Source organism: Pseudomonas sp. NFACC42-2 (genome assembly GCF_900116055.1).
GTDB lineage: Bacteria > Pseudomonadota > Gammaproteobacteria > Pseudomonadales > Pseudomonadaceae > Aquipseudomonas > Aquipseudomonas marginalis.
The window spans coordinates 1-12,414 of record NZ_FOZO01000027.1 but is presented as its reverse complement, the minus strand read 5'-3'; the positions used below and the strand labels follow the sequence as shown (position 1 = coordinate 12,414).

Below are 12,414 nucleotides of genomic sequence, written 5' to 3'. Positions count from 1 at the left end.
ATGATCGTTCCCACGCAGCGCGTCGGAACGATCGAGAGGTTAAGCCAACTCGGCCCGTAGCTGGCGAGCTGCGGTGACCATATGGATCAACGCCGCTTCCGTCTCCGGCCACCCCCGCGTCTTCAACCCGCAATCCGGGTTTACCCACAAGCGCTCGGCAGGAATCCGCCGGGCGGCCTTGCGCAGCAGGTTGGCCATTTCCGAGGCATCCGGCACGCGTGGCGAGTGGATGTCGTAGACGCCTGGGCCAATGTCATTGGGGTACGCGAAAGCTTCGAACGCATCCAGCAGCTCCATGTCCGAGCGTGACGTCTCGATGGTGATCACGTCGGCATCCATGGCCGCGATGGACTCGATCACATCGTTGAACTCGCTGTAGCACATGTGCGTATGGATCTGGGTTTCATCCCGCACGCCCGAGGCGCACAGGCGGAACACTTCGGTGGCCCAGTCCAGGTAGCCTTGCCACTGCGCCTGGCGCAACGGCAGGCCTTCGCGGAACGCGGCTTCGTCGATCTGCACGATCTGGATGCCGGCGGCTTCCAGGTCGACCACTTCGTCGCGAATCGCCAGGGCCAGTTGGCGGGCCTGCACTTCGCGGCCCACGTCTTCGCGGGGGAACGACCACATCAGCATGGTCACAGGGCCGGTCAGCATGCCCTTCATCACCTTGCGGGTGAGGCCCTGGGCGTAGCGGATCCACTCCACCGTCATCGCCTTCGGGCGGCTCAAGTCGCCGAAGATCACCGCCGGTTTCACGCAACGCGAACCGTAGCTCTGTACCCAGCCAAAGCGGGTGAACACGTAGCCATCCAACTGCTCGGCGAAGTATTCGACCATGTCGTTGCGCTCGGCTTCCCCGTGCACCAGCACATCCAGACCGAGGTTTTCCTGCACCTCGACGGCGTGACGAATCTCGCTGTGCATGGCTTCGACGTATTCGGCCTGGCTCAACTTGCCCTGTTTGTAGGACTGCCGCGCCAGGCGGATCGATGCGGTCTGCGGGAACGAACCGATGGTGGTGGTCGGGAACAATGGCAGGTTCAGGCCCGCACGTTGTTTCTCGATACGCTGGGTAAACGGCGACTGGCGCTGGCTGTCCTGACGGGTAATCGCCGCCACCCGCGCTTGTACCGCAGGCTTGTGGATACGCGGCGAGGCCGCGCGGGCCGCCTGCACCGCGCGGCTTTCGGCCAGGGCAGCAAGGACGTTGGGCGCTTCAGGCTGATTAACCGCTTGCGCCAGCACCGCCACTTCGGCGCATTTTTGCACGGCGAATGCCAACCAGCTTTTCAACTCGGCATCCAACTGGTCTTCACGGCCCAGGTCCACCGGGCTGTGCAGCAGCGAGCAGGATGGCGCCACCCACAGGCGATCACCGAGTTTTTCATGGGCGTGCTGCAAGGTGGCCAGGGCGTTTTCCAGGTCGCAACGCCAGACGTTACGGCCGTTGACCACGCCCAGGGACAGCACTTTATAAGCGGGCAGGCGGTCGAGGATGGTCGGATACTGCTCCGGCGCACGCACCAGGTCGATGTGCAGGCCATCCACCGGCAGGTTCGCGGCCAGGCCGAGGTTCTCTTCCAGGCCACCGAAGTAGGTCGCCACCAGCTTTTTCAGCGGGTCACGCTGGATCAGGTTGTAGGCACGCTCGAACGCGTTCTTCCATTCCTGCGGCAGGTCGAGGACCAGGATCGGCTCGTCGATCTGCACCCATTCCACGCCGAGGTCGGCCAGGCGCTGGAAGATCTGGCCGTACAACGGCAGCAAGCGCTCAAGCAGGTCGAGCTTGTCGAAGTCAGCGCCCTTGGCCTTGCCCAGCCACAGGTAGGTCAGCGGGCCGATCACCACCGGCTTGACGGTGTGACCCAAGTCGCGGGCTTCCTTAACTTCGTCGAACAGTTGGTCCCAACCGAGGTGGAACTGCTGGTCGGCACTGAATTCAGGCACCAGGTAGTGGTAGTTGGTATCGAACCACTTGGTCATTTCCTGGGCATGGGCACCGCCGCAGCAGCTGTCGCTGACGCCCCGGGCCATGGCGAACAACGTGTGCAGGGTGGCGTTGCCGTCGGCCGGGCGGAAACGCTCGGGAATCACGCCGAACATCAGCGAGTGGGTCAGCACCTGGTCGTACCAGGCAAAATCGCCGGCAGGCAGCAACTCGATACCGGCCTGTTTCTGCAGATCCCAGTGGGTCTTGCGCAATTCACGGCCGACGGCCCGCAGGCCGGCTTCGTCAAGTTCGCCCTTCCAGAACGCTTCCTGCGCTTTTTTCAGTTCACGATCGCGTCCAATGCGCGGAAATCCGAGGGAATGAGCGACTGCCATGACAAAAAACTCCAAGCGGTTGGGATGGGAGCTATTGTCGACAGCACAGCATAATGAGACAAACTCATTTTATTTCTGATGAACAAGATTTTTATTCATACTCACCAGCAACACCTCAACAGCCACCGCCCTGTGCCGCTGGAGCATCTCAAGAACGCTTGTAAAGGCCACGGTAGTCCCACCATGGGGAGGAGGCGGGCTTTCTTATCTTGGGAGGATAGAGTGAACGTATAAAACTGATATCACCCTTTGAGAGTTCGCTATTTCTCTCGATGGCTTTACCGTCGTTGAGCCAATTGGCAGCAAAACCGTAATGCATAATGGATTTTTGATCGTAGGGAGCACTGACGACACCTTCAGTTATTTTTTTCATATTGTAGTCAACCCCTTCTCGATCAGATTGGCTGGCCAGGGCTGGGTAAATCTGCGACATGTTCAAATCCAAGGTGTTTTCCGGATGTTGGTGTTCATGATACAACCCTAGGGCATGGCCAAACTCATGCAATATCGTGGCTGCACTCCCTGTATTCATCCCGTTCTTGAAGTTGATGAGCATGGTTGGTTTATCGGCGTCTTGACGTTTCGACTCAGTGCCCAACCCTGACCAATTGCCGTCCCCCCCTTCAATTCTGATATCCCCACCGGGCTTGTCAGTGAAGTCGAACTTCAAGTTAACGTGAGGCGCCCATTTATTGATGTTGTCTCTTGTGAATTTCTTTTGCTCCTCGGTCATGCCCGCCATGGAAATTTTTAGAGTTGAATGTTGCGGCCACAGTCCATCTTGAGTAGCGACCCCTCGCTTTCCTCTGGAAAGTACAGATGCCGTTTTACTGCTGGCTTGGTCGACGCTGTCGCTGGGCTGATGGGGTGGTATAAAAGCACTTGAGTAGGCATTCGGATTAACGTTCAACGTAGTGTCCTCGGCTGTGACGTATTCCCGGTACGTCGTACTTCAGCGTTATTCGTTCCTCAGACTCTATGACGAAAGTTTACGAACAACGGCACACATGCCGGCTTCGCCGAGTTCGCTCTTCCAGAGCGCTTCCCGCGCCTTCTTCAGTTTCACTGATCGCGTCCAATGCGCGCAAATTCCAGGGAATGAGCGGCTGCAATGAATCGCACTCCACTGCAGATCACCCACCACTGGTCGCGGCCTATCTATTACGCATACCATGGCCCGAAATAACCCTTCAAATGAGCACTCATGATCAAAGCCAGCCTGCGTAGTCACCTGACCCTGTGGTTTGCCGGGTTATCGCTGCTCATCTTGATGGGCGTGGGTTTTTACGTAGGGCACATCGCCACTGAGCAGATGAAACAGGCCAGTGGCAACGCGCTGTTGAGCACTGCGCGCTCGACGGCGGCACTGTTGGCTGTGCAATTGCGCGAACGGCAGTTGGAAGTGTCCTTGCTCAGCAAGGCCCCGCTGTTTCGCCGTGGCGATCTGGACGCGCCGGATATCCTGGCCTTGATGGAACTGCGCACCCAATCGCGCGCCGAGTACGCGTGGATGGGGGTTGCCGACGCCGACGGGCGTGTGCGCCAGGCGGTCAATGGGCTGCTGGTCAATCAATCGGTGCAGCAACGCCCCTGGTTCCAGGCCGGCCTGCGCGGTGAGTACACCGGCGATCCCCACGAGGCAGTGCTGCTGGCCAAACTGCTGCCGGGTGCGGCGAATGGCGAGCCGCTGCGCTTTATCGACTTTGCCGCGCCGATTCGCAATGCCAGCGGCGAAACGATTGGCGTGCTGGGCGCCCATGCCCACTGGCGCTGGGTGACGCAGATCGTCGCGTCCGCCGTGACGCAGAAAGACGCCCTCCCCGATATCGAGGCCTTGATTGTCGACTTCGATGGCAAGGTGCTTTACCCCGAAGCCCTCGCCGGTGAGCAAATGCCTAAAGACAAGCTGGTCACGCCAACCGGCTGGTTCACCGACAACGGCTACGTCACCGCCTCGGTCGCCGTCCCCAGCCCGTCCAACGCGCGGGTGAGCTGGTACATCATGGTGCGCCAGCCGTTGGACGTAGCCCTGCAACCGGCGCGCAGCCTGCTGTACAAATTACTGGTGTTCGGCCTGCTCGCAGCGATCATCTTTATCGTGGCTGCGTATTACCTCGCCTCCTCACTCAGCCGCCCCATCGAACGCCTGGCCAAGTCCGCCAAACAGGTGCAGGACCATCAGCCCGGCGCGGTCTTCCCCCAGGAACACCCGGTGCTGGAGATTGCCCAACTGGGGCAATCGCTCACCGGCATGACGCAATCGCTGCTCACCAAGGAACGTGAACTGCAAGACGCCAACGCCTCCCTGGAAGCCACCGTGGCGCAACGCACCGCCGACCTCACCCAGGCCAACGCCGACCTGCTCAAGCTGGCCACCCACGACGCCCTCACCGGCGTGTTCAACCGGCGCCGCTTCGACGAAAAACTCGCCGAGAACAGCCTGCTGTTCCAACGTACCGGCCGCACCTTCGCCCTGCTGCTGATCGACGCCGACTATTTCAAGCGCGTCAACGATACCTACGGGCATGCCATCGGTGACGATGTGCTATGCCAACTGGCAGCCCTGATAGAAAACACCACGCGCGCCACCGATTTCGTTGCCCGTTATGGCGGAGAAGAATTCGCCGTGCTGCTGCCGGAAGTCGAAGCGCCGGACAGCCCTGACGTGGTCGCCGAAAAGATCCGTGCGGCTGTCGAGGCGGCAGTCTTTCCAAGCGTGGGTCGCCTGACCGTGAGTATCGGCGTGGGCGTGGCCGAGCCTTCTGACCGCGACTCCCTGGCATTGCTCAAGCGCGCGGACATGCGCTTGTATGAGGCCAAGGGCGCGGGCAGGAACCGGGTGGCGTGAGCACCACGGTCTTTTAGGGCCGCTTCGCAGCCCAACGGGAGCAAGCTCCCTCGCCACAGGTGGGGGGCGGTTACTGCCTTGCTCTTACATCAACGGAATCGAATAACTCACAAACACCCGATTCTGGTCCTGGTCCCGCGCCACTTCACTGCGCGACACGCCGTTCCGCCAGCCGAACCCGACGTTCTTGAATGTGCCGCTCTGCACCACGTAATCCAGCGAGATGTCGCGCTCCCACTCGCTGGCGTCGTTGCCGCTGGTGGTGAGGATGTGCTCGCCCTTGAGGTACATCACCGAGGCCTTCAGGCCCGGTACGCCGAGGGACGCGAAGTCGTAGGCGTACTGGGCGAACGCGGTGCGTTCGCCGGCCTGGATGAAGGTCTGCACGGTACGGTCGGTGTAGAGATACAGGCTGGCACCGCCCTCGCCTTTGTTCACCAGGCCGCCCTGGTTGAGTTGGGCAAAGTTGCTGTCGTCCGAGACTTGCTGGTAGCCGGCGGTGATCGCGTGTGGGCCCAGGGAGTAGATGAACGCGGCGCTCCAGGTGTTGTTGTCGATTTCACCGTTGCCGTTCTTGGTATAGCCGCCCAGCTTGTAGCCTTCGGCACGGCCGGCGGCGCTGCTGTTTTTGCCGTCGGAGCGGGTATTGAAGTAGCGCAGGTCGGTTTTCAATGAGCCGTATTCGCCCAGCGGCAATACGTGGATCAACCCGGCGAAATGCTGTTGGTAATAGTCTTCGAGGTTGGCGTAGTAGTACTGGACCATCAGGTCCTTGGTCAGTTGGTAGTCCGCACCGGCGTAAGTGAATTTATTGCTTTCCTGGGTAGCGCCCGCCACTGCCAGGCCACTGCGGTCGCTGGAACCGCGGCCGGTGGTGTGCTCGAGCTGGCCGCCGACCAGGGTCAGGTTGTCGATGTCCTTGCTGGTGACCTGCCCGCCTTCGAACGACTGCGGCAACAGGCGGCCGTCGTTGCTCACCAGGATCGGCAGGTTCGGGCGCAGGTAGCCGTAGCGCGCTTCGGTCTTGGCAAAGCGTGCCTTGGCCGTCGCGCCACCACGGGCCCAGTTATCCGTGGCCTTGCCGTCTTCGGTGGGGATCATCGAGCTGCCGACATGGCGCGCGGCGCTGCTGTCGAGGGTCACGCCGAGCATGCCGATGGCGTCCAGGCCAAAACCGACGGTGCCGTCGGTAAAACCCGACTGGTAGTTGAGGATAAAGGCCTGGCCCCACTCTTCGGTCTTCGACGGTGCCGCCGTGCCGTCGCGGTTGTCGTTATTGAAGTAGAAGTTACGCATGCTCAAGTTGGCTTTGCTGTCGCTCAAAAAGTCAGCGGACGCCAAGGGGCTCAGGGCAATGCCCAGGCCGCCGGTCAATACACTTAATACATTCAACGTGGCTTTCATCAGGACGAACTCCGGCGCGGAATCCAGGTTCCGGGCGCAAAAAATGGGCAGCAGGATGCCGTCGGCCAAATGTGAAGTTGGCCGGGGCGTTAACGGTTATTCAGTTGCTTAGTTGTTAGCGAGTTGAGTGAAGTGAAACCTCCGTAAACCTCAGTCAATCAATCCATGAGCGTCATAAAACGGATACGGCCCCGGGTAATCCCCGAACACGCCGTTGTGGCTGATCAAGCCCTGTTGCGCATCCCAGCGATGCAACAGATACCCCGCCGGTTCCAGGTTGAAATGCGCGGGCGCGGCGTCCTGCAGGTCCAGCACAATCTGATGGGAAGTACCGGGGCACACACAACTCAGGCTGCCGCCAAAGCGTCGTTGCATGGGCCGGTGCAGGTGCCCGCACAGCAGGCGTTCCACTTGCGGGTGGCGAGACACGACTTTTTCCAATGCGGCGGCATTGATAAAGGGTTCGCGGTCCATATGGCCGATGCCGCTGATAAACGGTGGATGGTGCAGGATCAGCAACGTCGGAGCGTCCGGGCGTCGTGCCAGTTGCTCATCCAGCCATTGCAATTGGCTGTCCAGTAACTGCCCGCCATGGCCGCCGGGGATAGTCGAGTCCAGGCCGATCAGGCGCAGTGGATGCTCGTCCACCACCCAGTCCAACGGCCCCTCTGCCGACAACGGCAAATAGGCGTGATCACGGAATGCCTCGAGCAACGGCCCGCGTGTGTCGTGGTTGCCCGGCACCAGGTAGCACGGCATGTGCAGGCGCGCGAGTTCGGGGTGCAGCACGGCGTATTCATCGGCGCGACCGAAGTCCACCAGGTCACCGCTGACCACCACGATATCCGGCCGTGGGTGGCTGGCGTTCAGATGGTCGACGGCACGGCGCAGCGCGCCCAGGGTATCGACCACCCCATACGTCAGGCGCTGGCCGGCTTTAAGGTGCAGGTCGCTGATTTGCGCAACAAGAAACGGACGATTCACAAGCAAACTCTCACGCATTCAGGGTGAACAACATGTGCGGCGCAATCGCCAGGGCAATCGGCGCGCCGACGGCGTACAGGTGGTTGTCGCTGCTGTCCACCAGCAGCGGTTGCGGGCCGCCCACGTCCACCAACAGGCGACTTTGGGCGCCCTGGAAAAACTGCGCCAATAGATGGCCGTGCAAGTGCCCTTCGCTCTCCATCACCCGCAGGTGTTCAGGGCGGCAGTACACCGTGTTGGGCACGTCGGCGGCCTGCCACGGCAACTCGCCGCCGCAGACTTCCAGGCCGTGGGCCGTTCGCGAGGTGACGGCAAATGCATTGAGGTTGCCGACAAAACCGGCGACGAAGGCATTCGCCGGCTGCTGGTAGATCTGCCGTGGGCTGGCCAGTTGCGCGACGCGGCCGTGCTCCATCACCAGGATACGATCGCCCAGGGCCATGGCTTCGCCCTGGTCGTGGGTGACAAATACCGAGGTGATACCGAGGCCGCGCAGCAGTTCATTCAGCTCGCTGCGCAGGCGCTCGCGCAATTGCGCATCCAGGGCCGCCAGCGGTTCGTCCAGCAACAGCACTTTAGGGCGCGGCGCCAGGGCACGGGCCAGGGCCACCCGTTGACGCTGGCCACCGGACAATTCGTGAATGCTGCGCTTGCCATGCTGTTGCAGGCCCACCAACTCCAGCAGCTCCTCACAGCGCTTGTTCCGCGCAAGCGGCGCCATGCCGCGAATCTTCAAGCCGTAGACGATATTGCCGGCCACATCGAGGTTGGGAAACAGCGCGTAGTTCTGGAACACCATGCCCACGTCGCGGCGCTCGATGGGCAGGCGGGTGACGTCGTCGCTGCCGAAAAAAACCTGGCCCACATCCGGGCGTTCCAGGCCGGCAATCAGGCGCAAGGTGGTGGTCTTGCCGCAGCCGGACGGGCCGAGGATCGCCAGGGTTTCACCGCCTTCGACGGTCAGGTTCAGGTCATGCACGGCCACGGTGCCGTCGGCGAACGCCTTGCGACAGCCTTGCAGGCGGATAGTGATAGCGGTCATCGACGCTCTCCACGGGACAAACGAGCGCTGATGGCCTGCAACGCAATCAGCAGCGGCACGATCATCAGCAAAAAGATAAGGGTGTAGGCGCTGGCGATTTCCAGGCGCGCCGAGGCGTAGCTGTCGGCCAGGCCCACGGGCAATGTCTTGGTCATCGGCGTGTGGAGCATCCAGGTCAGGTTGAATTCGCCCAACGACAAGGTCACCACCATCAGCACGCCGGCCAGAATCCCCGCCCGGCAGTTGGGCACCACCACGCTGAAAAAGCGCTTGATCGGCCCGGCGCCCAGGCTGGCCGCCGCCTCTTCCAGCACCGGCAGTTGCTGGCGTTGCATCACCGCCATCACCGGACGTACCAGGAACGGCAAGGTGAACAACACATGGCCCACCAGGATGAACAACCAGCTGCTGCGAAACGTGCCGAACTGGCCATAGGTGAGCAGCAACGCCAGCGCACTGGCCAGCCCCGGCATCGCCACCGGCAGCACCATCAGTTCTTCGAAGGCACGGCTGAAGCGGTTGTTCATGCGCACCAGCGCATAGGCCGCCGGCACGCCAATCACGCAGACACACACCGCGCACGCCAGGGCCAATTGCAACGACAGCCATACGGTGGGCGAATAGGCCTGCCATACCTGGATCAACCAGTCGAAGGTCAGGCCGCTGGACAGGCCGACGAAAAAATTGCGCGTCAACCCGGCCAGCAACGACATCAGTACCGGCACCAGCATGAAGGCACACACCAGCAAGGTGAACAGCAGTTGCATTACAAACAGCGATGAGCGTTTCACAAGACTGTCCCCGCATTTTTCACCAGGCGTCGCGTGAGCAACAGCACCGCCCAGGTCACCGCGCCGAGCACCACCGACAACGCGGCGGCGACGGCAAAATTGGCGTAGTTGGTAAACACATTGTAGATCGCTACCGGGGTCACGTTCAGGCGCGTGCCCAAGGTGAATGCGGTGCCGAAGGCGCCCATGGACGTGGCGAAGCAGATCGCGGCGCAGGACGCCAACGCCGGCGCCAGGCCCGGCACGATCACGTCGCAGACCACCCGCCAGTGCCCTGCTCCCAGCGAATGCGCGGCTTCCTCCAGGCTGCGGTCGAGGCTTTCGCACGCGGCCATCACCGTGAGGATCACCCGCGGAATCGAGAAGTACAGGTAGCCGACAAACAGCCCGGCCAGCGAGTAGGCAAAGATCCAGCGCTCACCGGCCAATTGCAGGCCCAGGGACGCCAGCAGCCCCTGGCGCCCGGCCAACAGGATCACCAGGAAGCCCACCACCACCCCCGGAAACGCCAGGGGAAACGTGAGCAAGGCCACCAACGCCGAGCGCCCGAAAAACTGCTGGCGTGCGAGAAATACGCCGCTGATGCCACCGATCAACAACGCGGTGAACGTCACCACGATGGCCAGCACGCAGGTCTGCGCCAGGCTGCCCAGGTACTGCGCGCTGCTGAGCACCTGCCAATAGCCGCTGCCATGGCTGTCGCGGCTTTCGGCGCCGAGGACCATCAAGTGCGCCAGCGGCAGCAGCCAGAACGCGAACAGCACTGCAAAGGCCGGGGCCAGCGCCCAGGCCGCCGGTTTTGCCGATGCAGCCACTTACTTGACCTCGTTCAGGTAACGGGCGGCGAAGGCTTCCTGCACAGCGGCCATTTTCTGATAGTCCACCACACCGGCGCGGGCGTAATCGCTGTCGGGCAGGAACTGCGCGGCGACGTCGGCCGGCATGGTCACCGGGCGTACGGGGCGCAAGTACGCCTTGGCCCAGAGTGCCTGGCCTTGGTCCGAGAGCACGAAGTCCAGCACCTTCTCGCCATTGGCGCGGTGCGGCGCGTTGGCCACCAGGCTCATCACATAGGGCACGCTGATGCTGCCTTCCTTGGGGATCACGAAGGCGACGTTGGCGTTGTCCTTGTAGCGGGCGCGGTAGGCGTTGAAATCGTAGTCCACCAGGATCGGCAACTCGCCGGACAGCACCCGCGCATAAGCGGTCTGCTTGGGCACGATGGGGGCGTTTTTCGCCAGTTTCTGGAAGTAGTCGATGGCCGGGGCGAAGTTGTCCAGGTCGCCGCCCATTGCGCGGTTGATCGCCACGGCAGAGACGTAACCGACGAAGGCGCTGGACGGGTCCAGGTAGCCGACCATGCCTTTGTATTGCGGCTTGAGCAGGTCGGCCCAGCTTTGCGGCACCGGCAGGCCGCCCAGTGCATCGACGTTGACCATGATGCCCAGGGTGCCGGAGTGGATCGCAAACCACTGGCCGGCGGGGTCTTTCAACCCGGCGGGGATCTGTTCCCAGCCCTTGGGCTTGTAACCCTCGACCACGCCGGCCTTTTGCGCCTGCAAGCCGAAGGTCACGCCGTAGTAGACCACGTCGGCGACGGGCGCGGCCTTTTCGGCCACCAGTTGCGCCAGGGACTGGCCGGAGTTCTTGTTGTCCAGCGGCACCTGCACACCGGTGCTGGCGGCGATGGCCTTGAGCTGGGTGCCCCAGTCGGCCCAGTCCGGCGGGCAGTTGTAGCAAATCGCGGTGTCGGCGGCCTGGGCTAGGCTGGCCACGCCACAGAGCAGCACGGCGGCCAGGGTTTTACTGAATGCGCGCATCAAGGGACTCCTCAAAGGGTTGGGTACTTTCGCCCGGCCGGATATGGCAAGGCAGGCAATGGGAAATGGGATCGTTGCCGGCGATCTGCGCCAGCAGTTGGTCAATCACCGTGCTGGCCAGCAGCGCGATGGGCTGTACCACGCTGCACAGGGTCGGGTGCATCTGGGTGCCGAGGGCGATGCCGTCAAAGCCCATCACCGACAACTGCCCGGGTACATTCCAGGCGTTGCGGCGCAGCTCGGCGATCAGGCTGATCGCCAGGAAGTCGTTGGAGCACACCAGGGCGCTGGGGGCGTCGGGGCCGTTGAGGTACGGCTGGATGGCAGCGAATTCGGCCTGGGTATGGGCGGGCATTTCGATCACCGCGCGGCTTTTGAGACCGTATGCCTTCATCGCGTCGCAGTAACCGGCATAGCGCAGGCGTGCGCGGTCGGACTGCAAGGCGGGGCCGGCGACCATGCTGATGCGTCGATGGCCGGCCTCCAGCAGGTAACGCGTGGCCAAGGCCATGCCGGCGCGGTTGTCCACCGACACGGCGCTGTAGTTGGGATTGCTCGGTTGGTGATAGGCCAGCACGAACGGCGTCCGTTCGGTATTCAGGCTGCTGAGCACGCTGTTGCTTTCGGCATCAGTGACCGTCAGCACCAGGCCATCGACGCGCTGGCGCAGCAGTTCTTCCACTACGATGCACTCGCGCTCGCTGCTGTAGTCGGTGGTCGCCAGCACCAGGCTGTAGCCACGCAAGCGTGCGGCGCGCTCCATGGCCTGGAACTGTTCGGCGAACACCGGGTTGAGCAGATTGGGCACCACCACGCCGATCAACTGGGTGGTTTGCAGGCGCAGTTGGCGGCCGAGCAGGTTGGGCCGAAAACCCAACTCACGGGCGGCGGCGAACACCTGCTCACGGGTGGCTGGACGCACCTGGTCGGGGGAGGCAAAAGTGCGGGCGGCGGTCGCGCGGGATACGCCGGCCAGTCGCGCGACGTCTTTCAGGTCAGTCATGTTTACTCGCTTGAGATCGATCTCATTGGCGAGGACAGTAACGGCGGAATGTGGCAGGAAGGTGGTGGGGAGATGACGATTTGATGGCAGCCAGGCCTGGGCACGCTCTTACGAAAACCAATTCACCTCACGGCCCCACCCCCGTAGCAGCTGCCGAGCGCAAGCGAGGCTGCGTCGGGCGCGCTGCCGATTCA

Annotated in this window: 10 protein-coding genes; 1 reads left to right on the top strand and 9 read right to left on the bottom strand. The window is 62.2% G+C overall.

What is annotated here, in order from left to right; all coding sequences use genetic code 11:
* Window positions 1-39: 39 nt before the first annotated feature.
* Both metE and BM416_RS27955 read right to left on the bottom strand, forming a co-directional pair.
* A complete protein-coding gene (gene metE, locus BM416_RS27960) occupies window positions 40-2,328 on the bottom strand; it encodes a 5-methyltetrahydropteroyltriglutamate--homocysteine S-methyltransferase (RefSeq protein ID WP_092490130.1) in 2,289 nt (762 codons plus the stop codon).
* Between the two features lie 148 nt (window positions 2,329-2,476).
* On the bottom strand, window positions 2,477-3,238 hold the full coding sequence (locus BM416_RS27955) for a M12 family metallopeptidase (protein WP_139237786.1): 762 nt from the start codon (window positions 3,236-3,238) through the stop codon (window positions 2,477-2,479).
* Window positions 3,239-3,532: 294 nt separating this feature from the next.
* Here BM416_RS27955 and BM416_RS27950 point away from each other — a divergent pair, with 294 nt between their 5' ends.
* Entirely contained in the window at window positions 3,533-5,176 is a 1,644-nt protein-coding gene (locus BM416_RS27950; RefSeq protein ID WP_092490128.1) for a sensor domain-containing diguanylate cyclase, read from the top strand.
* A gap of 84 nt (window positions 5,177-5,260) precedes the next feature.
* Here the strand turns inward: BM416_RS27950 and BM416_RS27945 are convergent, their stop codons facing one another.
* The 7 genes from BM416_RS27945 to BM416_RS27915 form a co-directional block, all read right to left on the bottom strand.
* Window positions 5,261-6,580 (bottom strand): OprD family porin, encoded by a 1,320-nt coding sequence (locus tag BM416_RS27945; RefSeq protein ID WP_092490184.1) that lies wholly within the window; start codon window positions 6,578-6,580, stop codon window positions 5,261-5,263.
* 150 nt (window positions 6,581-6,730) lie between these two features.
* Entirely contained in the window at window positions 6,731-7,564 is an 834-nt protein-coding gene (locus BM416_RS27940) for a phosphodiesterase (RefSeq protein WP_092490183.1), read from the bottom strand.
* A gap of 10 nt (window positions 7,565-7,574) precedes the next feature.
* Entirely contained in the window at window positions 7,575-8,606 is a 1,032-nt protein-coding gene (locus BM416_RS27935) for an ABC transporter ATP-binding protein (protein WP_092490127.1), read from the bottom strand.
* Window positions 8,603-9,397: an ABC transporter permease gene (locus BM416_RS27930; protein WP_065924597.1), complete on the bottom strand. Its 795-nt coding sequence runs from the start codon at window positions 9,395-9,397 to the stop codon at window positions 8,603-8,605. Before BM416_RS27930 ends, BM416_RS27935 begins: the two co-directional genes overlap by 4 nt.
* Window positions 9,394-10,212, bottom strand: a complete 819-nt coding sequence (locus BM416_RS27925) for an ABC transporter permease (protein WP_092490126.1) — start codon at window positions 10,210-10,212, stop codon at window positions 9,394-9,396. The genes BM416_RS27930 and BM416_RS27925 overlap by 4 nt, the downstream gene beginning before the upstream one ends.
* On the bottom strand, window positions 10,213-11,217 hold the full coding sequence (locus BM416_RS27920; RefSeq protein WP_065941842.1) for an ABC transporter substrate-binding protein: 1,005 nt from the start codon (window positions 11,215-11,217) through the stop codon (window positions 10,213-10,215).
* Window positions 11,201-12,220, bottom strand: a complete 1,020-nt coding sequence (locus BM416_RS27915) for a LacI family DNA-binding transcriptional regulator (protein ID WP_027607242.1) — start codon at window positions 12,218-12,220, stop codon at window positions 11,201-11,203. Before BM416_RS27915 ends, BM416_RS27920 begins: the two co-directional genes overlap by 17 nt.
* Window positions 12,221-12,414: the final 194 nt, after the last annotated feature.

What these genes read in the sequence shown, in the direction of transcription:
- metE (WP_092490130.1), bottom strand. Translation starts at nt 2,328, where the DNA reads ATGGCAGTCGCTCATTCCCTCGGATTTCCGCGCATTGGACGCGATCGT.
- BM416_RS27950 (WP_092490128.1), top strand. Translation starts at nt 3,533, where the DNA reads ATGATCAAAGCCAGCCTGCGTAGTCACCTGACCCTGTGGTTTGCCGGG.
- BM416_RS27945 (WP_092490184.1), bottom strand. Translation starts at nt 6,580, where the DNA reads ATGAAAGCCACGTTGAATGTATTAAGTGTATTGACCGGCGGCCTGGGC.
- BM416_RS27935 (WP_092490127.1), bottom strand. Translation starts at nt 8,606, where the DNA reads ATGACCGCTATCACTATCCGCCTGCAAGGCTGTCGCAAGGCGTTCGCC.
- BM416_RS27920 (WP_065941842.1), bottom strand. Translation starts at nt 11,217, where the DNA reads ATGCGCGCATTCAGTAAAACCCTGGCCGCCGTGCTGCTCTGTGGCGTG.
- BM416_RS27915 (WP_027607242.1), bottom strand. Translation starts at nt 12,220, where the DNA reads ATGACTGACCTGAAAGACGTCGCGCGACTGGCCGGCGTATCCCGCGCG.